Genomic DNA, 24,566 nt, shown 5'->3' with positions numbered 1-24,566 from the left:
CAAGACGTGACACCCGCGGAACGAGTGAGATATCTCCGCGACCGGTACGGTGCGTCCCGGTAACGCGAACGCGTCGTCCGGCGCTTTCGGGGCCGGCTCGGCAGCCGCCTTCGACGATGGTCACGGTGGAGATGCCCGCGGGGTGCCACCGGAAGCGGCCGGCTTCCGGCTTCCGGTGACACCCCGCGCTGTCCGGGACTACGGTCGCTGTCCCCGACTACGGGTTGACGGTGATGGTGAAGGTGGAGGTGGTGTTCCGGATGTTCTGGTGGTTGTTGCTCAGCCGCAGGTTGTTGAAGACCGCAGAGCCGACCGCCGGACCCTGACCGGCCTCCGGCATCTCGTTCGCCCAGATGCCGAACCCGGACTTCGCGTCGTACGCGTCGCCGCTGCGCTGGGCGCCGCTGATGGAGATGTTGGTGAGGACGGTGTCGGTCACCGGGTTCTCCGGAGTGCTGCCGTTGTACTTGGTCTGGAACATGATGCCGTGGTAGGTCGGGTCCACGATGTCGACGTCACTGACCCGGATTCCGCGCATCTCCTTCGACGCGGAGAAGACCCATATTCCGGGGAACGTCTGCGCGCCCCAGAAGTGGCCGCCGGATCGGACTATCGAGGCGTTCTCCACCCGGGTGAGCCCGGGCCCGAACCCGACGAACGGATATCCGAAGTCGAGCGAGCTGATGGTGATCCCGGAGTAGACGAGCTGGTCGGCGATGTACATGTTGCGGAAGGTGTTGTTCTGGCCGCCGTAGACCGCCACCCCGGCGGCCCGCCAGGTCAACGTCGCCGTCAGGTTCTCGAAGACGTTGCCGCTGTTCGCCCCGCCGCCGGCGTCGGTGGCGGAGAAGAGCGCGAACGCGTCGTCCCCGTTGCCGCGCCCCTCGACGTTGCTGACCAGGTTGTTCGTACTGCCGTTGGTCATGTTGACCGCGTCGGCGAAGGTGTTGCGGATCCGCGAGTCCCTGATGGTGATGTTGCTGACGTGCACGCCCCAGAACATGCAGACGGTGTGCTCGACCCAGACGTTGTCGAAGGTCAGGTTGGAGACGTTCTGCAACTCGCCCCAGACCTTGCCGGGCCCGTCGATCCGGGACGTGTAGTTGCCGAAGAAGGCGAGGTGCTCGAAGGTCGAGCCGTTCGCCGTGCCCTCGACCCGGAAGCCGGCGTCCGTGTTCTCCTGGCCGGGCGGGGTCTGGAACCGGGTGTACCACATGCCGGCGCCGACCACCCGGACCGCCTTGCCGTACACCTGGAACTTGTTCGAGGTGTGGTAGGTGCCGGCGGGCAGGTAGACGCCGATCAGGTTGCCGGTGGTGTCCATCCTCACCCGGTCCAACGCGTTCTGTACGTCCGAGTGGCTGGTACCGGCCGGCGTGGTGTAGCGGGCCGGGTCCGGGTTCGGTCGCGGCGAGACCTGCTCGGTGTTGACGAAGTCGATCGCGTACGTGGTGCTGTTGGCCGGGTCCTTCTGCAACCTGATCCGGCTGCCGGCCGGGATCGACGAGTCGAGCAGCACGTTCGCCTCGTCGTAGATGTGCCGGGGCCCGCCCGAGCCGGGTGAGTTGTTGGGGCTCGCCTCGTTGCCGTACAGCCAGGCGTACCGGCTGGTCAGGTCGATGGCTTTGTGGAAGCTGCCGTTGACGTAGATGTTCAGCGTCGAGTTGATCCCGCCGCCGCCGGAGGAGTCCGGGATGGAGAAGCGGGTGACCAGCGTGTTGGTCGGGGCCCTGGTGGTCCACTCGACGTAGGCACCGGTGTTGTTCAGGGTCACCGCGCGACGGCCGGAGGCCTCACCGGCGAGGTCGCCGACGGTCCGGTTCGGCCCGACGACCGCCGCGCCGCCGCCGAGCGTGCCGTCCTCGGCCTCGTACATCTCGTACGGCAGGTTGGCGCCCCGCCCGACGAAGAACGGAGTCTCGCTGGTGTTGTTGCCCTGCTTCACCGGCAGCTCGTTGGCGTCCGCCGCCAGCACGGTCCGGACCGTGTACCGGCCGTTCACCGCCGTCCAGGTGCCGAGGTTCACCGGGCCGGTGCTCGCCCCGGCGCCGATGGTGCCGGTGTACGAGCCGGTCAGCGTGCGTACTGCCGTACCGCCGGCGTTCGACAGAGTCACCGTGATGGCGTGCGCGCCGCCGGCCGAGGCGATGGTGCCCTGGTTGCGGATCGCCACCGAGAAGGTGACCGGCTGGCCGTTCGCCGGGGTGCCCGGCGACCAGGTCGGAATCGCCACCAGGTCGGAGCTGGCCACCGGGGCGACGGTCAGCGGGGACGGGTTGGTGAGGCCGTTGTTCGTGTCGTCCTGCTCGACGACCGTGTTGGACTCGTCGACCCTGGCGGTCAACCGGTAGCTGCCGGCGTTGCGCGGTCCCGCGTTCGCGGTGACGGTGCTGCTGGCCCCGGCGGCGAGCCCGCCGACCGCGGCGGTGCCGACGAGGGTCGTACCCAGGTAGAAGTTGACAGTCGTGGCACCGGACGCGGCGGTGCCGGCGTTGCGGACGGTGGCCGAGACGGTGATCGCGGTGGTCTCGACCGGTGCGGCCGGGCTCCAGGTGGCGGCGGTGACGGTCAGGTCAGGGTTCGGCGCCGGTACCCCGAAGACCTGGAACTCGGCGACCTGCCCGGCCGGCGCCCCGCTGTTCGAGGTGATCGAGAGCCGGACGTCGGCGACATCGCCACTGACCGGGATGGTCACGCTGTTGCCGCTGCCCGGGTTGAAGTTGTACGGCGTCGCCGCCGACAGGCTGCGGAACGACGAAGCGCTCTGCTCGCGGCCCAGCACCGCGATGGTCTGGCTGCGCGGGCCCCACACCGGGTCCGGGTTCAGCCGGATCACCACCGAGCTGACCGTGGCGTTCGCGCCGAGCTGCACGGTGAGCACGCTCGGGTAGGCCCCACCGGCCCCCTCCCAGTACGTCGCCACGTTGTCGTCGTTGGCGTTGGCGGCGACGAAGGTGTGCACGGTCGACGAGGCGGTGATCGGCCTGCCGACCGCCAGGTTCGTCCCGGGCGGCGGATCGCCGGAGCCGACCCGGGTCACCGTGTTGCTGTTCGGCGACACGTTCCCGGCGGCGTCCCGGGCCCGCACCTGGTACGAGACCGTCGCGCTGGCCGGCTGGCTGTCGGTGTACGTCAGCACGTTGCCGACGTTGGCCCGCAGCGCGCCGTTGGCGTAGACGTCGTACCCGACGACGCCGACGTTGTCGCTGGCGGCGTTCCAGGTCAGCCGGATCTGCCCGCTGACCGGCTGGGTGTAGGCCAGGTTGGTCGGCGCGGTCGGGACCTGGTTGTCCGGGCCGCCGGCCGGGCCGTGCACCTCCAGTTCCGAGAGCTGGCCCGCCGGCCAGCCGTTGTTGGCGGTGATGTGCAGCCGCAGGTAGCGGGTGTTGGTGGTCGGCAGGTCGACGGTGACGGTGTTGCCGCTGGCCGGGTCGAAGGAGTAGCCGGTGGCGGCGACGAGGGTGCTGAACGTGCTGCCGTTGGTGCTGTTCTGCACGGAGAGGGTCTGGGTCCGGGTACCCCAGCCGGGTGGCAGCTTGAGCACCAGCCGGTTCACCTCGGAGGCGGCGCCGAGGTCGGCCTGGATCCACTGCGGGAACGCGTTGTTGGCGCTCTCCCAGTAGGTCGCCGGGTTGCCGTCGCCGGCGTTGCCGGCCGGGTACTCCGGATGCGAGCTGCTGGCACTGAGGCTGGCGGCGACCGCGGTCTCGGCCCGCTGCGCCCCGATGTCGGGCCGGGCCGCGGCCGGCGTGGGTAGCAGCGATCCCGCCGCCGCGAGTAGGCCGGTGGTGAGCGTCGCCGCGATCAGGCGGGGTCGTGGTGGTGGCTGTCTCATCAGGCTTCCTTGGCGCTCGTCGGAACCGACCTGGGTGCTGCGAGCGACCGGGCCTGGTCGGCGGCGGGCCCGGCTTGCCCGCCCGCCGTCGGAGGGCGGGCGGTGGCGCCGTCCGTCCGCCTGTCCGCCGCCGCCGCGGACCCCGCCGAAGGGCCGCTCCCCGAGGGCAGCCGGGGAAGGAGCACAGAGGACGCCTGTCTAGAAATTCCGGCCTGAAGAAGGCTATTTAGCAGTCGACAGCCCGAAATTTGCGTGGTGTCGTCGTAATGTTGCAGGCGCGCTACGGCTGCGTCAACACCCCACCGGATCAGCCCGGATCGATCTGAGCAAGATGCGACGACTTATCCGGATCAATCTTGTTTGCGGGGCGGTGGACACCGACCGGCGCACCCGGGTTCCGGCTATGCCAGCTACGGCGGTGGGGACAGCGGCAGCGGCGGTGGGGAGAGCGGCTGCGGGTCCGGGGGAGGCTGCGGCGGTGGCGGTGGCGGTGGCTAGGATCCGGACGACCCGGGTATGCCCCGGCCGCGCGGTCTCCGGCCCGGGCCGGCCACAGGGCTGATCAGCGAAGGGACACGGGATGCCGGAGACGACCGTCGCGGATTTCTGGTTCGACCCCTCGTGCCCGTACACCTGGACGGCCTCGCGCTGGCTGTTGGAGGTGGCGAAGGTCCGGCCCGTCGAGCCGCGGTGGCACCTGATGAGCCTGTCGGTGCTCAACGAGGGGCGCGACGACGACCCGGAGGGTGACCCCGAGGGCTATCTCTGGGTGCCGGTCCGGATCTGCGCGGCGGCGCGCCAGCGGTACGGCCCCGAGGCGATGGCCCGGCTCTACACGGCGATGTGGACCACCGCCCGGAGCGGCGAGGACTGGCTCGGCGACCTGCACGCCGCGCTGGCCACCGCCGGCCTGCCGCGCGAACTGGTCGACGCCGGCACGTCGAGCGCGTACGACGACGCGGTGCGCGCCTCGCACGCCGAGGCGATCGGCCTGGTCGGCCCGCACGTCGGCACCCCGATCATCGCGACGACCGGCACCGACGGCGCTCGGGTCGCCTTCTTCGGCCCGGTCATCTCCCGGATTCCCACCGGTGAGCAGGCCGGACGGCTCTGGGACGGGACGCTGCTGGTGGCCGGCGTACCCGGCTTCCACGAGCTGAAGGGTCGGCCGCACGCCGAGCCCCAGCTCGACCAGGGTCCCGCCTAATCCCGACGCGACCAGGGTCTTGTGGAGCCCTGACTCGACTATGGTCTCGTGGAGCCGATCACGGGCGGCGCCGGCTGCTCGGCCAGCCGGGCGCGCAGCCCTTCGGCGCGAGGGTGGTCCAGCGTGTCGAAGATGTCCAGCGCCTGTCGCCAGTACTCCCGGGCCTGGGCCGGCTCGCCGGAGCAGACCAGGACGTCCCCGATCACCTCCAGGGTCTCGGCCTCGAGCCCGTGGCAGTGCTTCCGGTGGTACAGGTCGCGTGCCTCGTGCAGCGGTACCAGGGCCTGCCGGTGCTGCCCGGCGCTCAGCAGCGCCTCGCCGAGGTTGTGGAGCGCCGAGGCGATGCCCACCGGGTCGGCGAGCCGCCGCCGGACCTCGAGCGCCTGCGACAGGCAGCGGATCGCTTCCTCGTGCTGCCCGAGCCCGGCGTATGCCCGCCCGAGGTTGCCCAACGTCATGCTCTGGTCGTACTGGGAGCTGACCTCGCGGCGGACCTCCAGGGCCGCGGTCAGGTGGTCGATGGCCTTCTGGAACCTGCCCTGCCGGCCGTACGCGGTACCGAGGTTGTTGAGTGTCCGGCCCTCGCCGCGCCGGTCGCCGACGGCACGGCGGATCTCCAGCGATCGGGTGAGGTGGTCGATGGACTTCTCGATCTGACCGAGCTGACCGAGGCCGAGGCCGAGTCCGCTGAGGATCAGCGCCTCGGCTTCCCGGTTACCCGTCCGACGTGCCGCCTCCAGCGCGATCCGGCTGGTACCGAGCCAGTCGTGCCAGTTGCTGCGACGGTCGAAGTGCAGCCGGAGCACGGCCGGCAGCCGCCAGGCGATGTCGTAGCGGCCGTGGTTGAAGGCGGTGGTCACGGCCGCGACCAGGGTGCTCTGCTCCGCAGTGATCCATCGGAACGCCCGTTCATCCGTGTCGAACGAGGGCAGGTGTGCCGGTCGGGTCCGCTCGTCCAGTACGACCTCGGTGTTGTACGGGAAGAGCCGGTGGATGGCCGCGTCGGCGGCGTACAGGTACCAGGTGAGGATCCGGTCGACGGCGGTGTCGGTGCTGTCGTGCGTATCGTCGTCCTCGACGGCGGCCCGCGCGGCGGCATACTCGCGGAGCAGGTCGTGCAACCGGTAGCGGTCGACGGTGATCGGGGTGACGAGGTGCTCGTCGCTCAGCCGCTCCAGCGTCTGCCGGGCCGCCGTCGGCGGGACGCCCAGCAGCGCGGCGGCCGAGTCGACGGTGAAGTCGTCGCCGGGGTGGAGCCCGAGCAGCCGGAACAGCCGCTGCCCGGCCGGATCGAGAGCCCGGAAGGAGAAATCGAAGACGGCGCGGATCTGCCTTTTCCCGACCGCCAGCTCGCCGAGTCGGTCGCCCTCCGCTTCGAGCCGGGCGGCGAGGTCGCCGAAGGTCCAGGCCGGCCGGGACCGCAGCCGGTGCGCGGCCAGTACGACCGCGAGCGGTAGCCGCCCGCACAGGTCGACGACCCGGCGAGCGCCGACCGGATCGGCGGCGACCCGGTGCTTCCCGGCGACCCGTTCGAGCAGGGCGTGGGCGTCCCGAGCGGTGAACACGTTCAGGTTCAAGGTGTGGGCGCCGTCGAGGGCGAGCACCCGCCGGCTGGTGACCAGGACCAGGCTGGTCGCACTGGCCGGCAACAGCGGCAGCACCTGGTCGTCACCGGCGGCGTTGTCCAGCAGGACCAGGGCGTGCCGGTCGTGCAACCGGTCCCGGTACAGCGCCGCCCGGGCATCCAGACCGTCGGGGATCTGGGCACCGGGCACACCCAGCAGGTGGAGGAACGAGGCGAGCACGGTCGCCGGGTCGGCGGGTGGCTCGTCGGCGTGGCCGTGCAGGTCCACGTAGAGCTGGACGTCGGCGTACCGTCCAGATCGGACCAGTTGGTGGGCGAGGTGGACGGCGAGCCGCGTCTTGCCGACCCCGGCCATCCCCTCGATCGCGGAGATCACCACGGTGCTGCCGGTGTCCCCGGCCGACGGCAGGGCCGACGACAGGATGGCCAGCTCGGCCTCCCGGCCCGTGAAGTCGGCGATGTCCGGCGGCAGTTGGCGATGCGCGCTCACCGCGATGCCGGTTTCCACGATGCCGGTTTCCGCGATGCCGGTCCCCGCCGGCTCCGGCAGTTCCTGACGCAGCACCCGCCGGTGCGCGGCGGCCAGCTCGGGGCCGGGGTCCGCGCCCAGTTCGTCGGCGAGCCGCCGGCGCAGCGCCTCGAACACCCGCAACGCCTCGGCCTGCTGACCACTGCCGGCCAGCGCGAGGATCAACTGCGCGTGCGCGGCCTCGTCCAGCGGATCGGCCTCGCCGACCTGCCGCAGCAGCGGCAGCACCCGCTCGTGCTGGCCGAGTGCAGCGGCCACCTGTGCGTACTCCACGACCACCGTCCGGCGTTCCCGGTCCAGCGCGGCCACCTCGGGCAGGATCCGCAGGCCGGCGAGGTCGGCCAGCGGCGCCGCGCGCCACAGACCGGCCGCCTGCCCGTACCACTCGTACGCGGATGTCAGGTCCCGGTCCCGCTGGGCATGCCGTGCCCGCCCGACGAGGCGACGGAAGTCGAGCAGGTCAAGCTGGTCGTCGGTGACGGTGAGCTGGTAGCCGCCCCCGGTGGCGACCAGCAGGCGGTCTGCACGGGGGGCCGGTTGCACCGCCCGCAGCCGCTGGCGTAGCCGGGAGACGTGGTTCTGCACCGAGGTCGCGGCGCTGTCCGGCGGATGCTCTCCCCAGATCAGCTCGACGAGCGTGTCCAGCCGGACCGGCTCGTTCGGGTGCAGCGCCAGCAGGGCCAGCAGCGTGCGCTGCTTGGCCGACCCGAGATCCACGCCGGCTCCGTCGACGACGACGGCGAGCGGGCCCAACACCTGCAACCGCAGGCCGTGCGCTGGTGGCTGGGCGGCTCGGCCGAGGCGGACGAGCCCGGCCGCCTCCCCGGCGGACAGACCCAGGGCGTCGGCGAGTCGGCGTAAGGTGGTGGACCGGGGCGCGGCGACGCGCCCCTGCTCCAGATCCCGCAACCCGCCGACGCTCAGCCCGGCCCGGTCGGCCAGCTCCTGTTGGGTCAGACCGGCCCGTTCCCGGAACTCCCGAAGGGTGCTGGGGAGTCTTGACTCACGAGGGATGCTGGAGAGCCCTGCCCTATCCACTGGCCGTCACCGTCCGACCGCACCTCGTGATCGTCGCCTCCCGGCGATCCCGGGCAACCATACATCGGCCCCCGCCGCCCGTACCCAACCCGTAGTCGGCCCGTGGGCGGCGCCCCGACACGCCGCTGACCAGCGCCGCGAGCGTCCGGCCGAGGTCGGCGGAACGCCAGGGTTCGGCGAGCGTGGTCTGCCAGCGTGGAGGGCGTGACCACTCCCCATCACCCGCGACGCCCTCGACGGTGTCCGGGCCGTTCCGCCGACAACCGGATTGGTTACGGGCGCGGGGTGCGCGATGGATAGCCGACTGCTGGGGCGCCTGCGCGATCCGGTCGAGCAGCGGCTGCTGCGTGAGGCCCTGGAAGCACGGGCCAGGGACGACGGTGACCCGCTGGCCCGCGACATGGCCCGGGGCGTACTGGCGGGCAACATCACGCTCTACGAGGCGGTCGGCTTCAGCGTGTACCGCGAGGTGTTCGCCAAGCGTGCGGCGGAGCAGGTGAGGTGGTGGCAGGACCTGCCTGACGACGAACGCGGGCGGCTCGATGACGAGGGCGGGGAGGCCGACGCGGATTAGACGGCGGACCACCAGGTGTGGTCGGGGTCACGTAGCGGAACCTGAACAGCGGCGCCGGCGCCGACAGCCCGGAGACCCCGCTCCCCCGTACGCCTGCGCCGTGTGGCGGGTACAACAGCTGACGTTGTCACGTCAGGGCCGGCCGGATCCGTCGTTGCAGTATGAGTCAACGAATGTCCTGGCCGGAGCTGGTGCCGGCGGGCTACGCCGCCATGTCGCAGCTGGAGAAGTACACGCGGTCGACGGTCGATCCGACCGTGCTGCACCTGATCAAGGTGCGCGCCTCGATGCTCAACGGATGCACGTTTTGTGTGGATATGCACACCCAGGAGGCCCTCGCCGACGGCGAACACCAGCGTCGGCTGTTCGCGGTGGCGGCCTGGCGGGAGGCGCCGTACTTCGACGATCGGGAACGGGCCGCGCTCGCGCTGACCGATGCGGTGACCCGGCTCGACGACCACGGGGTGCCCGACGACGTGTGGGACGAGGCCGTCAAGCACTGGTCGGAGGAGGAGGTCGCCAACCTCCTCCTGGCGATTGGCACTATCAACGTATGGAACCGGATCGCCATCACCAACCGAACACAGCCGCCACCCTTGGCGTGACCGGGAGCCGCTGGTGACCGCGCCGGACGTGGACGAGTTCGTCCGGCACCGGCCGATGCTGTTCGGGCTGGCGTACCGACTGCTGGGCAGCGCACACGACGCCGACGACATCCTGCAGGAGGCCTACCTGCGCTGGGCCGGCGCCGATCGGGCGGCTGTGGCACAGCCGCGCCGCTACCTGACCAGGGTGGTGGGGCGGCTCGCCCTCGACCAGCTACGGGCCCGTCGGGCGCGGCGGGAGAGCTACGTCGGTGAGTGGCTGCCGGAGCCGGTCGGCACCGATCCGTCCCCGTTCGGCGCGGTGGACACCTCGGATCTCTCGATCGCCGTGCTGCATCTCATGGAGCAGCTGACTCCGCCGCAGCGCGCCGTTTTCGTGCTGCGCAGCGCCTTCGACCTGCCGTACGACGAGATAGCCGCCATCGTCGAGCGGACCGTCGAGGACTGCCGGCAGCTGTACCACCGGGCGGAACGGGCGCTGCGCGACGGGCGGGTCCGGTTCGCGCCCACACCGGCCGAGCACCGACGGCTACTCGCCGACTTCGTCACCGCCGCCCGCGAGGGTGACATGACCCGGCTGCACGGCCTGCTGCACGCGGACGTGGTTGCCTGGTCCGACGGCGGCGGCCGCGCCCGTGCCGCGCTGCGGCCGATCCGCTCGGCGGCGAAGGTGGCCCGGTTCTTCGCAGCGATCTACTCACGGCCGCCAGCGCTGCGGGCCGTGTCGCTGGAGGTCAATGCCGCGCCGGCCATGCTGATCGGGTACTCCCGGACCCCGCACCTGCTGGTGCTCGACGTGGACGACGACGCGGTACGGCGGATCTTCCTGCTGGCCAACCCGGACAAGCTCGGCGCTGTGCCGTTCCACGTCCTCAGCCCGGCCACCGCCACTGGGCGACCATCGGATGGTCCTCGCCGTACCGCCGGGTGTGGTCGCGGCACTCCTGCCGGGCGTCGACCATCGCCTGGCGCAGGTGGGCGGCTCGGACCGCTAGCCCGGGTACCCGGTCGACCACATCCATGACCAGGTGGAACCGGTCGAGGTCGTTCAGCATCACCATGTCGAACGGCGTGGTGGTGGTGCCCTCCTCCCGGTAGCCCCGCACGTGCAGGTTGGCGTGGTTCGTTCGGCGGTAGCTGAGCCGGTGGATCAGCCAGGGGTAGCCGTGGTAGGCGAAGACGACCGGACGGTCCGGGGTGAAGAGGGCGTCGAACTGCGCGTCCGTCAGCCCGTGCGGATGGCTTCCGGCGGGTTGCAGGCGCATCAGGTCCACGACGTTCACCACCCGGACCCTCAGCTCCGGCAGGTGCCGGCGCAGCAGGTCGGCGGCGGCCAGGGTCTCCAGCGTCGGTACGTCGCCGGCGCACCCGAGCACCACGTCCGGCTCGGTCCCGGCGTCGGTACTGGCCCAGTCCCAGATCCCGATCCCGCGCCGGCAGTGCAGCTCCGCCTCTTCCATCGGCAGCCAGGTCGGCGCCGCCTGCTTGCCGGAGATCACCACGTTGATGCGGTGTCGGCTGCGCAGGCAGTGGTCCATCGTGCAGAGCAGTGTGTTGCCGTCCGGCGGCAGGAAGACCCGGACGATCTCGGCCTTCTTGTTGGTGACGTGGTCGATGAAGCCCGGGTCCTGGTGGGAGAAGCCGTTGTGGTCCTGCCGCCAGACGTGGCTGGAGAGCAGGTAGTTGAGCGAGGCGACCGGGCGGCGCCAGGGGATGTCCCGGGTGGTCTTGAGCCACTTGGCGTGCTGGTTGACCATGGAGTCGACGATGTGGATGAACGCCTCGTAGCTGGTGAAGACGCCGTGCCGGCCGGTCAGCAGATAGCCCTCCAGCCAGCCCTGGCAGAGGTGCTCGGAGAGCACCTCCATCACCCGGCCGCCGGGGGAGAGGTGGGCGTCGCCCGGCCCACCCGGGCCAGGGAAGGCCCGGTCGGTGACCTCGAAGACCGCGGCCAGCCCGTTCGACTCCACCTCGTCCGGCCCGAAGAGCCGGAACCGGTCCGGATTGGCCGCGATGACGTCCCGGAGCCAACCGCCGAGGATCCCGGTCGCCCCGGTGATCGGGCTGCCGGGCCGGTCCACCGCGACGGCGTGGGCCCGGAAGTCGGGCAGGACCAGGTCCCGGAGTACGACGCCGCCGTTGGTGCGCGGGTTCGCGCTCATCCGGCGGTCACCGCGCGGAGCCAGCTCGGCCAGCGCCGGCAGCGGCGCGCCGGTCGCGTCGAAGAGCTCCTCCGGCCGGTACGACCGCAGCCAGTGCTCCAGCCGGGCCAGGTGCTCGGGATTGTCGCGTACCTCCTCCAGCGGTACCTGGTGGGCCCGCCACGTCCCGGCGACCTGCTCGCCGTCCACCTCGCCCGGCCCGGTCCAGCCCTTCGGGGTCCGCAGCACCAGCATCGGCCAGCGTGGCCGCCCAGCCGGCCCGCCATCCCGGGCCCGCCGCTGGATCTCGGTGATCTCGTCCAGTGCCCGGTCCAGGCAGGCCGCCAGTTCCCGGTGCACCCGGGCCGGCTCGTCCCCGGCCACCACGTACGGTCGGTAGCCGTAGCCGCGCAGGATGCCGACCAGGTCGTCCTGGGGCATCCGGTCCAGTACCGTCGGGTTGGCAATCTTGTAGCCGTTGAGGTGCAGGATCGGCAGCACCGCGCCGTCCCGGGCCGGATCGATGAACATGGTGGAGAGCCAGCTTCCGGCCAGCGGGCCGGTCTCCGCCTCGCCGTCCCCGATCACGCAGGCCACCAGCAGGTCCGGGTTGTCGAACGCGGCCCCGTAGGCGTGCGCGAGCGAGTAACCCAGCTCGCCGCCCTCGTGGATCGACCCCGGGACCTCCGCCGCGACGTGGCTCGGCAGCCCACCGGGGAAGGAGAACTGCCGGAACAGTCGAGCCATCCCGGCCTCGTCCCGGCTCACCGACGGGTACAGCTCGGTGAAGGTTCCCTCGAGCCAGGTGTTCGCGATGATGGCCGGAGCCCCGTGCCCCGGGCCGGTGACCAGCATGGCGTTCAGGTCGCGGTGCACGATCAGCCGGTTCAGGTGTGCGTAGACCAGGTTCAGCCCCGGGTCCGTACCCCAGTGGCCCAGCAGGCGCGGCTTGATGTGCTCCGGTCGCAGCGGCTCGCGCAGCAGTGGGTTCGCCAGCAGGTAGATCTGTCCGGTGCTGAGATAGTTGGCGGCCCGCCAGTACGCGTCGATCCGGCCCAGTTCCTCCTCGGAGAGCCGGGGCTGCGGGTCGAGCGCGGTCTCCATCACCCGAGCCTGCCCCGAGTCGGGCCGACCCGCGACCGGAACGGCGATCTCGGCACGCTCACTCCTGGATGTACACGCCGTGCGCGCCGCGTACCACGACGACCGGCGCGATCGAGTGGTAGAGCATCGCCTGGCTGACCGAGCCGAGCATGCCGCGCCAGGGTTCGTCACCGCGCGCGCTGACCACCACCAGTTCGGCCCGGCGCGCCTCCTGGGCCAGCGTCGACTCCGGGTCACCGGTCCGGACCCGCTGGTTCACCTGCACCGAGGGGAATTTCCGCTGCCACGGCGCGACCGCCTCGGCGAGTTGCTCGACGACCTCGGGCGGCGGGGTGCCGTCCGCATCCGCCGGGTCGCAGACCTGCACCACGACCAGGTCGGTGCAGTGCCGGCTGGCGGTGTCGAAGGCGAATTCGAGCGCGCTCAGTGAGCTGGCCGAGCCGTCCACCCCGACCAGCACCGGCCCGGTCAACGGCACCTGTTCCCGGGCGACCAGCACGCTGCACCCGGCCCGGGCCGCGAGCTGTACGGCGGTGGCGTCGGAGGCCGTCGGCACGTCGGTACCGGCGGACAGCCCGCCGTCGCCGATCACCAGCAGCGCGGCGGAACCCGACTCGCGCAGCAGGGTGGTGATCACCGGTCCCTCGATGAGCGCACTGGAGACGTCGAGGGTCGGCTGCGCCTGGTTGGCGGTGGCGGTGGCCCGGCACAGCAGTTCCTCGGCGGGGCGGCGGGGCTCCTCCGGCATCGGCTCCGCCGGGTCCGCGACCCAGTTGAACGCATGCACCACCCGCAGCGGGCGGGAGTGCAGGACCGCCTCGCGGGCCGCCAGTCGGACCGCCGTCATGCTCAGCCGGGAGTCGTCGACCCCGACCACGACGAAGGCGTCCTGTGGAGCGCTCACGGTCGCCCCGCGGTCACTGCCACCATCCCGCCGCCGATTACGTGGCGTATATCCTGCACCAGCCGAGAGTATCCGGTGCGGTGGCGGTCGTCGGCGTATTCGGCCGGCACGGCCGCACATCGGAGGGTTCGCTCAGTGCTCGACCCGCAGTACGGCCATGGTCGCGTTGTCCCGACCGCCCGCGACCAGCGTGTCGGCGAGCGCACCGCGGACCACCTCGACAAGGCTGCCGGCCGCGCCGAGCCGGCGGGTCAGCCGCTGGTAGTCGAGCTGCTCGGCGACCCCGTCGGTGCAGAGGCAGTAGACGTCGCCGGGGCGCAACGAGACGTTGAGCAGGTCCGGCTCGGGCATCGCCGGGTGGCCGACGTAGCGGGTCAGCTGGTAGCGGGCGGCGGCGGCCGCCGGGGAGTCCGCCGGGTACCAGCCGTAGACGGCGCCGAGCCAGGCGGCCGTGTGGTCGACGGTGAGCAGTTCGAGCAGTCCGTCCCGGAGCCGGTAGGCGCGGGAGTCACCGATCTGCACGATCCAGCCGGATAGGTCGGTCGAGCCGGATAGGTCGGTCGCGCCGGTCGGACCCGCGGCCGCCCCGCCCGGTGCCGGCCGGGCGATCGGCGCGGTACGCCGCGATCCCGCACCCCCGTCGGCGCGATCCGGCCGGGCCGGCAACTGCGCCTCGGCACCCGCTGACGTCGGCGCCGGGCCGGCGGCACCCGGTGCGGTTTCCGGCGCTACGACGACCAGGCCGGTGAAGGTGCAGCCGCTCAGCTCGTTGAGGTCGGTGCCGGCAGCCCGGACCCGGGACTGTGCCCGGGCCATCGCGGCGCGGAGCCGACCGGGGCCGATGTCGGGACCTGCCGCGCGTACCTCGGCGACCATGGTCTCCATGGTGGTGCCGCCGGCGACGGTGCTGCCCCGGCCGTCGCCCATCCCGTCGGCGACCGCCAGGAACGGCAGCACCGGATCGACGTGCAGCACGTCGAAGTTCGCCGAGTAGCGCTGGCCCACCCGGCTGCCCCCGGCGACGCTGAGCCGGTGGCCGGCGAGCGGGTAGGTGCGGCTGACGTCGCCCTCGGCGGGCATCCGGTCCGGACCCGTCACAGGGCTTCGGTGCATGGCGGGCAGGTTAGCAGGATTGCCGAACCGCCCGGGCGGTATATGCGAATCCCCGCAAATCTCCGCACTGTCGGTTCTGTGTCGGCTTGACCCGGGCCCGTTGTGCCGCGTGAGGGCGGATCGGGCTGCGAGGATGGGACGGTGAACCTGCCCGACGTGCTGCGCCGGCACCGGCTGCTCGCCGTCGTGCGGGGCGACGATCCGGACGCTGCCCTGGCCAGCGTACTGGCATTGGCAGAGGCCGGGGTCGCCCTCGTCGAGGTGTCGCTGACCTCCCGGGACGAGGCCGGGGTGCTGGTCCGGGCCCGGGCGGCGCTCGGTCCGGACGCGCCGCTGGGCGCCGGTACGGTGCTCACCGAGGCCGACGTGGTGCAGGCGGAGCAGGCTGGGGCGTCGTTCGTGGTGACCCCGGGACTGGTGCCGGCGGTTGCCGAGGCGGTACGACTCGGGCTGCCCGCCCTGGTCGGCGCGCTGACCCCGACCGAGGTGGTCGCGGCCAGCCTGGCCGGGGCGGCCGCGGTGAAGCTGTTTCCCGCGTCGCTCGGCGGCCCGGCCTACCTCCGGACACTGCGGGAACCCTTTCCAGACGTCCCGTTCGTGCCCTTCGGTGGGGTGGACCTCGAATCCGCTCCGGAGTACCTCGCGGCGGGTGCCGTCGCGGTCGGTGCCGCCGAGTCCCTACTCGGTGCGGCGCCGCAGGGCGGGGACCTGACCGCGCTGCGGCTGCGGGCCACGGCGTTCCGCGCAGCCGTCTCCTGAGCGGGCTCGGTACCGGCCGTCGGATTCCTCAGGTACGAGGTCCCCGGAAGGTGCTTCGGTAGGCCAGCGGTGTGGTGGCGTACGCCCGACGGAAGTGCAGCCGAAGGTTTGCGGCGCTGCCCAGGCCGCTGTGCCGGGCGATCTGTTCGACGGTGAGCTCGCCGGTCTCCAGCAGAGTGCATGCCTTGCGCAGCCGCGCGGCCGTCAACCAGGCATGCGGACTGGTGCCGAACTCCGCGACGAAGGCCCGCCGAAGCGTCCGGGTGGACTGCATCGCCTGCCGTGCGAGATCCGCCACGGTGATGTGTCGATGCAGGTTGGCCAGCGCCCACTCGGTCACGGGCCCGAGTCGTTCACTCGTCTCCGTCCTGGCCGCGATCGTGTACTGGGCCTGCCCCCCGGCACGATGCAGCGCCGTGACCATGCGTCGGGCGCGGTGGATCGCGGCCGACTGCCCGTGATCGAGGCCGAGCATGTAGAGGCACAGATCGAGGCCTGCGGCGAGTCCGGCGCTGGTCAGCACATCACCTTCGTCGACGTAGAGGACCGCCGGATCGACCCGCACGGCGGGGTGCTCCCGCGCGAGATCGGCGGCATGGGCCCAGTGGGTGGTGGCCCGACGGCCGTCGAGCAGGCCGGCCTGCGCCAGAGCGAAGGCGCCGATGCAGATGGATGCGATCCGGGCCCCGCCCCGATGTGCGGTACGGAGGGCGTCGAGAGCCGCCTGGGGTGCCGGACCTCGTCCGAAGCCCGGCACGATGACGGTGTCCGCGGTGGTGACGGCTTCGAGGCCGGCGGCGACGGTGATGCCGAAACCTGGTGTGGTCGTGGTGACCGACCCCGCATCGAGCGCGCAGAGCGTGACCTCGTATCGGCCGTGGCGCTCGTGGCCGAAGACCTGCGTGGCGATGGCTACGTCGAACGCCACCACCGGGTCCAGGGCCAGGACGGCGACACGATGGATGGCCGATCCCTCACGCATGACGGCAAGGATGTCACTGGTATGCCAGGACGCAGAAGGCGAACCTGTGTGAGTGCGAGTGGAGATCGTAGTTTTCGATGGGTTCGACGAGTTGGACGCCTTCGGGCCGTTCGAGGTCCTCTCCATGGCCGGATTCGACGTCGATCTGGTTGTCGCCGCCGAGCCGGGTTCGGTGCGCAGCATGCGAGGCGTCCAGCTGGCCGTGCCCAGAGTGCTGGGCAGCCCGGACGGGTTGATCGTGGTCGGCGGGGGATGGATGAACCGTGCCGAGCAGGGCTCGTGGGCCGAGGCCCGGCGCGGTGTGCTGCCCGACGCGCTGGCCAGGGCGGCCGGTACCGCGCGGTGGGCAGCGTCGGTGTGCACCGGCGGCATGCTGCTCGCGGCGGCGGGCCTGCTCACCGGGCGCAACGCGACCACCAACCGCAATGCCTACCAGGAACTCCGGGCGTACGGTGTCAACGTCATCGAGGAGCGGGTGGTCGACGACGGCGATCGCATCACCGCCGGCGCGCTGAGCGCCGGCCTGGATCTGGGGCTGTGGCTGACAGAGCGGGAAATGGGCGCCGAGCGTGCCGCCACCGTGGCCGCCACCGTCGACTTCTCCCGGCGCTCGCCGGTCTGGACGAGGCCGGAATGACGACACCGTCGACTCGACGCTCCCGCTGAACCTGATCGAACACTAGGCCGTACCGGCGGCTGTGTGGCTGGCCGGGCGCCTGGTGTCGACGTTGCCGGTCATGGCGTTGAGGATGGCGGGTAGTTCGGTCACGGTCTGGGCGGGCAGGCCGGCCACGGTCTCCTCCGCGAGAGCGTGCCACAGCTGCTTGACCCGATCGGCGAGGGCCCTACCGCTGTCGGTGAGTTCGACGATGCTGGCGCGCTTGTCGGAGGGGGCGGGTTCGCGGCGGATGTGGCCGGAGGCCTCGAGCTTGCGGGTCATCAGAGTGACGCTGGGCGGCTCGCAGCCGAGGGCCTCGCTGAGCTGGGCCTGGATTCTCGGTCCGGTCCGGTCGAGTTCGAGCAGGAGTGCCTCCTGGCCGGGGTGTAGGCCGAGCGGGGCCAGCAACGCGGCGGCCCTGGCCCGGTGGCGCAGGCTCAGCAGCCGGATGGCCTGGTTGAGGGCGTCGGCGTACTCGAAGTCCACGGGCTCTCCTTGACAGAAAGGTTATGCGCATAACATTATGCGGATAACTAATTCTAGCAGCATCGAGGAGCCGGACATGACCGTGAAGGTCGCTGTCATCTACTACAGCGCGACCGGCGCTGTGCACGCGCTCGCGCAGGCCGTCGCCGAGGGGGCGGCCTCGGCCGGGGCCGCCGTACGGCTGCGACGGGTCGCCGAGCTGGCCCCCGACAGTGCGATCGACCAGAACCCGCAGTGGCGGCGGCACGCCGACGCGACCGCGTCGATCGTTCGGGCCGGACTCGAGGACCTGGCGTGGGCCGACGCGTACGCGTTCGGGACACCGACGCGGTTCGGTGCGCCGGCCGCGCAGCTCAAGCAGTTCATCGACCAGGCCGGCGGTCTGTGGCAGGAGGGGAGGCTGGCCAACAAGCCCGTGACGACCTTCACCTCGGCGTTCAACCGGCACGGCGGCAGCGAGGCCACGATCCTGTCGCTGAGCAACGTCTTCTACCACTGGGGGTCGTTGATCGTCCCGCCCGGATTCACCGATCCGGTCGTCTACGCCGCCGGCGGCAACCCGTACGGCACGTCGCACGTGACCAGCCCGAACGGAGACGGCCCCGGCGCCGCGGCGCTGGACGCGGCTCGATACCAAGGACTCCGGCTGGCCAGGATCACCCTCCAGCTGCTGGGCGACCAGGTCGTCCCCGATGTCGCCGTGGGCACCGGAAACGGCCACGAGGCCCTGGCCGCGGCGGCCTCTCGGACCGCGGAGGCGGCGGGTTGAGCTCAGGGAGAGTCCTCATGACAAGCACCAGCACCACAACTCGGCGGGCCAGGCCGCCAGCCACATCCTCCTGGATGGTTCTGGCGCTGGCGTGTGCCTGCCAGTTCATGGTGATCCTGGACGTGTCCATCGTCAACGTCGCGCTGCCCTCGATCCAGCGGGATCTCGGCTTCACCGCCATCGGCCTGGCCTGGGTGGTGAATGGCTACGTGCTCACCCTGGCCGGCTTCATGCTGCTCAGTGGCCGCGCCGTCGACCTGTTCGGCCCGCGCCGGATGCTGGTCGCCGGACTGTTCCTGTTCTCCGCATCGAGCCTGGTCGGCGGCGTGGCAACCGGGCCGGAGATCCTGGTGGGAGCCCGCGTCGCGCAGGGCGTGGGCGCCGCCATGCTGGCTCCGGCGACACTGGCCGTGATCAACACCTACTTCACCGAGCCGCAGCCGCGGGCGCGGGCGTTCGGCGCCTGGTCCGCCTCGGGCGGTGTGGGCGGGATGGCCGGCGCGCTCGCCGGCGGCGCCATCACGACCGGCCTGTCATGGCGGTGGGTCTTCCTCATCAACGTGCCGATCTGCGCCGTGTTGATCGTACTGGCCATGATGTCGCTGGCCGCCACCCGAGCCAACCGGCGGGAATCGCTTGACCTCACCGGCGCGGCCACCGGAACGGCTGGACTGGCCGCACTGATCTACGGGGTCATGCAGAGCGCCGAGCACGGCTGGACGTCCTCGCGGTTCCTCGGGCCAGCCGTGGCAGGCCTGCTGCTGCTCAGCATCTTCATCGTGGTGGAGGCGCGGTTCGCCACCCGGCCGATGATGCCCCTGCGGCTGTTCAGAATCCGGACCGTCGCCGTCAGCAACGGCATGCTGCTGCTCTTCGGCGGCATCGCCGTCGCGATGTGGTATTTCACGTCGCTGTTCATGCAGAACGCCCTCGGATACAGCGCACTCGAGGCCGGGCTCGGACAGACACCCGCGGCGGTGACCTTCGTGGTGATCGCGCGGATCGCCGCCAACCTGTTGCCCCGAACCGGTGCACGCCCACTGGTACTGGCCGGCAGCGCCTGTTTCCTGGCCGGGTTCGGCTGGCTCGCCCAGGCCGGAACCGACAGCGGCTACGTCACCGGCGTGCTCGGGCCCACGCTGCTCATCGCCGTCGGCATCGGCCTGACCTTCCCCACCCTCATGGCCGCGGCCACCGCCGACGTACCCGAACGCGACGCGGGCATCGTCGGCGGCCTGGCCAACACCGCCAACCAGGCAGGCGGCTCGGTAGCCCTAGCCGTACTCGCCACAGCCGCCAGCGTCAAGGCCGGAACAGGCGCCGCCGCCGGCTCTCCGGCCGCCCTCGCTGCCGGCTACGACCTGGTCTTCCTCATCGCGGCCGGAATCGGCCTGGCTATCGCGGCGGTCAGCCTGCTGCTACCACAACATCGGCCCGGCTGACGACGGCATTCAGCCGGGTCATGTCAACTTAGGTTGACACAAGGGGCGGCGTCAACCTAAGTTGACAGTATGAGTCAGGCAACGGATCTGGCGGCGGCGGCCGGCAGCACCGATCCACGGGTCGGGCTGCGTGCGGTGGTGGCCCTGCGTCGGCTGTTGGAACGCCTGGAGGTCGTCCAGGTCGACAACGCCCGGCGCCAGGGCTGGTCATGGCAGGAGATCGCCGACGCGCTAGAGGTCAGCAGGCAGGGAGTACACAAGAAGCACGCCGGCCGGGCGTCGGCGCGTACCCAGGGAGGGGCATGATGTTCGAGCGGTTCACGGTGCAGGCCCGGGACGTCGTCCGTGGGGCCGTGGCGGCGCGCGAGCGGCTGGGGCACCGCAACGTCGGCACCGAACACCTCCTGCTCGCCCTGCTCGACCCGGCGCGGAGCTCCGTCGCGGAACTGCTCGACCAGGCTGGCGTGGACGCCGCCCGGGTGGCCGAGGCGATCGACCGCAAGCTCGGCCGCGGCACCGAGGAGTTCGGCGACCGCGACGCGGAGGCGCTCCGCTCGATCGGCATCGACCTGGCGGCGGTTCGCTCCAAGCTGGAGGAGTCGTTCGGTGCGGGTGCTCTGGAGCCGCCGCCGTCCCGGTCTTCGCGGCGTGGCCTCTTCGGCGGCTGGGACTTCTCCAGCCGGTTCTCCGCCCGGGCCAAGAAGGTGCTGGAGCTGGCCCTGCGCGAGGCGATCCAGCTCCGGCACCGGGAGATCGGCGCCGAGCACATCCTGCTCGGGTTGCTCCGCGAGGGGCAGGGGCTGGCGGCGCTGCTGCTGACCGAGGCCGGGGTGGACCTCGCCGACCTGCGTCGCCGTACTCTCGACTCCCTCCGCAGCGCAGCCTGACCGCCCCCGGGTCGCTGTCGGCGGCAAGCTGCTGCACACTGGCGGCCGTGAAGGCGCACGAGCAGAGCACGGACGGCGTACCGGCGGGTACCCGGGCAGGTGGTGCCGGCGGTCTCCGGTCGGCGGTGGTGGTCAACCCGGTGAAGCAGACCGACCTCGACGGGCTGCGCCGGACCGTCACCGAGACACTGGCCGCCGCCGGCTGGCCGGAACCCGCCTGGTTCACCACCACCGTCGACGACCCGGGCCGGGGCCAGGCCCGGCGGGCGGTCGAGGACGGCGCCGAGGTGGTCTTCGTCTGCGGCGGCGACGGCACCGTGATGTCCTGCGTCGGGGCCCTGGTCGGCACCGACGCGGCGATGGCCATCCTGCCGTCGGGCACCGGCAACCTGCTCGCCGCCAACCTCGGGCTCTCGAACGACCTGGCCGCCGGGCTCGAGGTGGCGCTCGAACAGGACCGGCGGCGCATCGACGTCGGCAGCTGCGGTGACCAGTACTTCACCGTGATGGCCGGAATGGGCTTCGACGCCCAGATGCTGCAGGCCACCTCCGAGACCACCAAGGCCCGGGTTGGCTGGCCCGCCTACCTGGTGGGGGCGCTGCGGCACCTGCGGGACCGGCCGATGCGGGTGTCGATCCGGATCGACGACCAGCCGCCCCTTCGGCGCCGGGCCCGTACGGTCCTGGTGGCCAACGTCGGGCGGTTGCAGGGCGGGGTACGACTGCTCGCCGACGCCGAGCCGGACGATGGTTACCTGGACGTCGCGGTCCTCACGCCCCGGACGCTGAACCACTGGCTCTCGCTCGGCTGGGCGGTGCTGCGGCGCCGTCGCCGGGTGCCCCGGATGGAGGTGCTGCGCGGCCGGCGGGTCATCATCACCAGCAACCGGGCCCAGCCCCGTGAGCTGGACGGGGACGTCATCCCCGCCGGCCGCTCCCTGAAGGTGTCGGTACGCCCCGCGGCGCTCTGGCTCTGCGTACCGAAGCCGGCGACCGAGCCGGACCTGGCGGTGGACGCCGACGCGGTCGCCGAACGGGGGGAGCGCCGGGTGGAGGAGGCCCGGTGAGCAGTACCCGGTTGGTCCCCGAGACCCGGTGCATGCCCGACGAGGAACTATCCGCCGACGACGCCTGGCACACCCTGCGCCGGCACGGCGGCTGGCACCTGGTCCGGGACGCCTTCATCCGGTTCCGCTACGGCGACGCGTTCAGCCACTCCCGGGCGTTCGCCCTGCAACTCTGCCTCGCCGTGGTGCCGTTCCTGATCGCGCTGACCGGCCTGATCAGTGACCTCGGGGTGGACGAGGGCGGCCGGGTCGTCGCCGACACGGTGATCGCGCTGACCCCGGGCGCCAGCGACGGGGTGGTCAGGGAGCTGCTTGTCGACTCGGAACAGACCGAGGACGCCGGCGAACTGGCCCTGGCTCTCGGCCTGATCACCGGGCTGGTCGCGCTGACCACCACGATGGCCCAGGTGGAGCGCGGGGCGAACCGGATCTACGGGGTGGAGCGGGACCGTCCGGCGCTCTGGAAGTACGTCCGGGCCGCCGTACTCGCGCTCACCGCCGGGGCACCCGCGCTGGCCGGCTTCTTCATCCTGGTCGGCGGCGGTGAACTGGGCCGCTCGATGGGGCGGCACTACGACTGGTGGGGGCCGGCCGCCGGCCTCGGCTGGGACGTGCTGCGCTGGCCGCTGAGCCTCGGACTGACCGTCTTCGCCGTCGCGGTGCTGTTCCGGCACGCGCCGCGCCGCCGGCAACCGGGGCTGTCCTGGCTGCTGTTCGGCGCAGGCTTCAGTATCGCGCTGTGGTGGCTGGCCAGCGTGCTGCTCGCCGGCTACGTGTCCTACAGCGACGCGTTCGGCGCCACCTACGGCGCGCTGACCGGGATGATGGCGCTGCTGCTCTGGGCCAACCTCACCGGGATCGCGCTCTTCGGTGGGCTGGCCTTCGCCGCCCAACTGGAGGCGCTGCGGATCGGCGAGCACGAGCCGGCCGAGCCGGACCGCTGGGATCCGGACCGGGCTGACCCGGGACGCGCCGACATGCTGGACATCGATCCGGCGGGGACGCTCGGCCGGGCCGTACCCGGGCCCCGGCGCAGCGCGGAGCGGGTCGCCGACGCCGTCGGCCCCGGGGCGGAGCCGCGCGACGACTGACGGGTGTACGCCGTCCGCAGCGCGGGTACCGGGCAGGCCAGAGACGAGAAGGGGGCTCTGGCGTGGCTATGGTCAGCGACCTGTTGCGGCGACCTCTCGGGCATTTCGCCGAACGCAGCCTGGCCGGGCTCGCCCTGGTCGCCGGCACCGGCGTCGGCTTCGGCGTGCTGTTGCTGCTGGTCCGGGTCCACTGGGGGCCGCTGTACCGGGCCGACCACGAGACGGCGGCCTGGTTCAACGAGCTGGTCTCGGCCAACGACGGCCTGGTCACCGTTCTCCGGGCGGTAACCTCGCTGGGCGGCCGACCGATCATGATCTGGTTGGTCACCATCGCGGTGGTGGGCCTGCTGATCCGCCGGCAGGGCCGGCTCGCGGTCTACCTGATCGTCACCGGTCTCGGCGCGCTGGTACTCGACCCGTCGCTCAAGGAGCTGGTGGGCCGGCTCCGCCCGGTCGTCGACATCCCGGTGGCGTCGGCGCCGGGCAACAGCTTCCCCAGTGGCCACGCCCTCGGATCGATGGTCGCCTACGGCGCGCTGCTGCTGGTCTTCCTACCCGCGATGCGACCCCGGTGGCGCCGGCTGGCGACCGGGTTGGTGATCGCGGTGGTGGTGGCGGTCGGGGTGACCCGGATCGCGCTCGGCGTGCACTACCTCTCCGACGTCCTCGCCGGCTGGCTGCTCGGCCTCGCCTGGCTGGGCATCACCGCGTACGCCTTCCGGTTGTGGCGCCGCGAGCGGGGACGCCCGGTCCGGCCGCTGGGCGAGGGGCTGGAGCCGGAGGCGGGCCGGGAGATCACTCCGGCACCGGCGGAGGACCGCGTGTTGCCGCACCCCCGGGCGGCCGTCGCCGAGGTCATCACCGGCTGGGTGCTGGTCTTCGGCGCGCTGTACGCCTTCGGCATGCTGGTCAGCTACCACGTCGAGGGCACCTTCGTGGCGACACTCGACCGGAAGGTGCCGGAATGGTTCGCCGCGCAGCGGACCGACACCCTCAACGACGTCAGCCACCTGGCGAGCAAGGCCGGCGACACCCACGCCATCCTGCTGGTCTCGCTGGTCTTCTGCCCGCTGGCGGTGGCCTTCTGGCGGCGCTGGCGGCCGGTGCTCTTCCTCGCCCTGACCATGTTCGGCGAGCTGACCCTCTTCCTCGCCTCGTCGCACGCGGTGAACCGGCCCCGCCCGCAGGTCGAACACCTGGACGGACCGCTGCCGACCGCGTCGTTCCCGTCCGGGCACATCGCGGCGACGATGTGCCTGTGGGTGGCGATCGCACTGCTGGTGGTGCCGCGCACCGACCGCTGGTGGCGCTGGCTGGCCGTGCTGGCCGCGGTCGTGATGCCGCTGCTGGTGGCCACCTCCCGGATGTACCGGGGGATGCACCACCCGAGCGACTTCGCCGGGGCCATGCTGCTCACCGCGCTCTGGATCGGCCTGCTCTGGCTGGTGGTACGTCCCAACGAGGAACTCTCCGCCGGCGGCGGGCAGGACAGCGGCGGGGCCGACGCGGAATCGTGGGACTCCACCCGCCCGAGCGGCTCCACCCGCCCGAGCGGCTCCACCCGCCCGAGCGGCTCCACCCGCCCGAGCGGCTCCGCCCGCCCGAACGGTTCTGCGGGGACGGTGGAGACCGCGCCGAGCAGGTCGGCCCAACTGTCGGAACTCGACGACGAACTGGCCAGGGCGGCCCGACCAGACTGAGACCCGAGGGTGCCGCGGTCGGGGCTGCGGGGACCGGGCGGAGGAACCTGCGGCGGTGACCGGTGGGCCTGCCGGACGGAGGACGGGGTG

19 protein-coding genes and 1 pseudogene are annotated in these 24,566 nt (G+C 71.9%); 13 read left to right on the top strand and 7 right to left on the bottom strand.

Annotated features, from left to right (window positions below):
- Nucleotides 1-217: 217 nt before the first annotated feature.
- Nucleotides 218-3,835, bottom strand: a complete 3,618-nt coding sequence (locus EV371_RS22910) for a discoidin domain-containing protein (RefSeq protein ID WP_130463872.1) — start codon at nt 3,833-3,835, stop codon at nt 218-220.
- Nucleotides 3,836-4,415: 580 nt separating this feature from the next.
- On the opposite strand from EV371_RS22910, the gene EV371_RS22900 reads away from it, so the two are divergent.
- Nucleotides 4,416-5,042, top strand: coding sequence for a mycothiol-dependent nitroreductase Rv2466c family protein (locus EV371_RS22900; protein WP_130463871.1), 627 nt, complete (start codon nt 4,416-4,418; stop codon nt 5,040-5,042).
- Between the two features lie 38 nt (nt 5,043-5,080).
- On the opposite strand, the gene EV371_RS22895 is transcribed toward EV371_RS22900, so the two are convergent.
- A complete protein-coding gene (locus tag EV371_RS22895) occupies nt 5,081-8,194 on the bottom strand; it encodes a BTAD domain-containing putative transcriptional regulator (RefSeq protein WP_207230577.1) in 3,114 nt (1,037 codons plus the stop codon).
- A gap of 292 nt (nt 8,195-8,486) precedes the next feature.
- On the opposite strand from EV371_RS22895, the gene EV371_RS22890 reads away from it, so the two are divergent.
- The 3 genes and pseudogenes from EV371_RS22890 to EV371_RS22880 form a co-directional block, all read left to right on the top strand.
- Nucleotides 8,487-8,768 carry a hypothetical protein gene (locus EV371_RS22890; RefSeq protein WP_130463870.1) on the top strand — a complete coding sequence of 94 codons (282 nt, stop codon included), beginning with the start codon at nt 8,487-8,489 and terminating at the stop codon, nt 8,766-8,768.
- 161 nt (nt 8,769-8,929) lie between these two features.
- Entirely contained in the window at nt 8,930-9,373 is a 444-nt protein-coding gene (locus EV371_RS22885) for a carboxymuconolactone decarboxylase family protein (RefSeq protein ID WP_130463869.1), read from the top strand.
- 13 nt (nt 9,374-9,386) lie between these two features.
- A pseudogene (locus EV371_RS22880) lies at nt 9,387-10,175 on the top strand (sigma-70 family RNA polymerase sigma factor); the annotation flags it as partial.
- 70 nt (nt 10,176-10,245) lie between these two features.
- Here the strand turns inward: EV371_RS22880 and EV371_RS22875 are convergent.
- From EV371_RS22875 to EV371_RS22865, 3 genes are all read right to left on the bottom strand, one after another.
- Complete coding sequence (locus tag EV371_RS22875; protein WP_130463868.1) at nt 10,246-12,618, bottom strand: phosphoketolase family protein; 2,373 nt, start codon at nt 12,616-12,618, stop codon at nt 10,246-10,248.
- Nucleotides 12,619-12,676: 58 nt separating this feature from the next.
- Nucleotides 12,677-13,522 (bottom strand): universal stress protein, encoded by an 846-nt coding sequence (locus tag EV371_RS22870; protein WP_165436813.1) that lies wholly within the window; start codon nt 13,520-13,522, stop codon nt 12,677-12,679.
- Between the two features lie 132 nt (nt 13,523-13,654).
- Nucleotides 13,655-14,635: a serine/threonine-protein phosphatase gene (locus tag EV371_RS22865; RefSeq protein WP_130463866.1), complete on the bottom strand. Its 981-nt coding sequence runs from the start codon at nt 14,633-14,635 to the stop codon at nt 13,655-13,657.
- A gap of 141 nt (nt 14,636-14,776) precedes the next feature.
- Here EV371_RS22865 and EV371_RS22860 point away from each other — a divergent pair, with 141 nt between their 5' ends.
- Nucleotides 14,777-15,394, top strand: coding sequence for a bifunctional 4-hydroxy-2-oxoglutarate aldolase/2-dehydro-3-deoxy-phosphogluconate aldolase (locus EV371_RS22860; RefSeq protein ID WP_130463865.1), 618 nt, complete (start codon nt 14,777-14,779; stop codon nt 15,392-15,394).
- 28 nt (nt 15,395-15,422) lie between these two features.
- Here EV371_RS22860 and EV371_RS22855 read toward each other — a convergent pair whose 3' ends face one another.
- Nucleotides 15,423-16,376 carry a DJ-1/PfpI family protein gene (locus EV371_RS22855; RefSeq protein WP_130463864.1) on the bottom strand — a complete coding sequence of 318 codons (954 nt, stop codon included), beginning with the start codon at nt 16,374-16,376 and terminating at the stop codon, nt 15,423-15,425.
- A 58-nt stretch (nt 16,377-16,434) separates the two neighbouring features.
- On the opposite strand from EV371_RS22855, the gene EV371_RS22850 reads away from it, so the two are divergent.
- Entirely contained in the window at nt 16,435-17,013 is a 579-nt protein-coding gene (locus EV371_RS22850) for a DJ-1/PfpI family protein (protein WP_207230576.1), read from the top strand.
- A gap of 42 nt (nt 17,014-17,055) precedes the next feature.
- Here EV371_RS22850 and EV371_RS22845 read toward each other — a convergent pair whose 3' ends face one another.
- Nucleotides 17,056-17,520 carry a MarR family transcriptional regulator gene (locus EV371_RS22845; protein ID WP_130463862.1) on the bottom strand — a complete coding sequence of 155 codons (465 nt, stop codon included), beginning with the start codon at nt 17,518-17,520 and terminating at the stop codon, nt 17,056-17,058.
- 76 nt (nt 17,521-17,596) lie between these two features.
- On the opposite strand from EV371_RS22845, the gene wrbA reads away from it, so the two are divergent.
- From wrbA to EV371_RS22810, 7 genes are all read left to right on the top strand, one after another.
- Complete coding sequence (wrbA, locus tag EV371_RS22840) at nt 17,597-18,289, top strand: NAD(P)H:quinone oxidoreductase (RefSeq protein WP_130463861.1); 693 nt, start codon at nt 17,597-17,599, stop codon at nt 18,287-18,289.
- A 74-nt stretch (nt 18,290-18,363) separates the two neighbouring features.
- Nucleotides 18,364-19,731 carry an MFS transporter gene (locus tag EV371_RS22835; RefSeq protein ID WP_349339684.1) on the top strand — a complete coding sequence of 456 codons (1,368 nt, stop codon included), beginning with the start codon at nt 18,364-18,366 and terminating at the stop codon, nt 19,729-19,731.
- A 69-nt stretch (nt 19,732-19,800) separates the two neighbouring features.
- A complete protein-coding gene (locus EV371_RS22830) occupies nt 19,801-20,037 on the top strand; it encodes a helix-turn-helix domain-containing protein (RefSeq protein WP_130463859.1) in 237 nt (78 codons plus the stop codon).
- Complete coding sequence (locus EV371_RS22825; protein WP_486484759.1) at nt 20,034-20,618, top strand: Clp protease N-terminal domain-containing protein; 585 nt, start codon at nt 20,034-20,036, stop codon at nt 20,616-20,618. Before EV371_RS22830 ends, EV371_RS22825 begins: the two co-directional genes overlap by 4 nt.
- A 128-nt stretch (nt 20,619-20,746) precedes the next feature.
- Entirely contained in the window at nt 20,747-21,685 is a 939-nt protein-coding gene (locus tag EV371_RS22820) for a diacylglycerol kinase family protein (RefSeq protein WP_130466142.1), read from the top strand.
- A complete protein-coding gene (locus EV371_RS22815; RefSeq protein ID WP_130463858.1) occupies nt 21,682-22,776 on the top strand; it encodes a YhjD/YihY/BrkB family envelope integrity protein in 1,095 nt (364 codons plus the stop codon). Before EV371_RS22820 ends, EV371_RS22815 begins: the two co-directional genes overlap by 4 nt.
- Nucleotides 22,777-22,844: 68 nt before the next feature.
- Nucleotides 22,845-24,476 carry a phosphatase PAP2 family protein gene (locus tag EV371_RS22810; protein ID WP_130466141.1) on the top strand — a complete coding sequence of 544 codons (1,632 nt, stop codon included), beginning with the start codon at nt 22,845-22,847 and terminating at the stop codon, nt 24,474-24,476.
- Nucleotides 24,477-24,566: the final 90 nt, after the last annotated feature.

It is taken from the genome of Plantactinospora sp. CNZ321, assembly GCF_004217235.1.
This window is presented reverse-complemented; position numbering and strand designations above follow the sequence as displayed.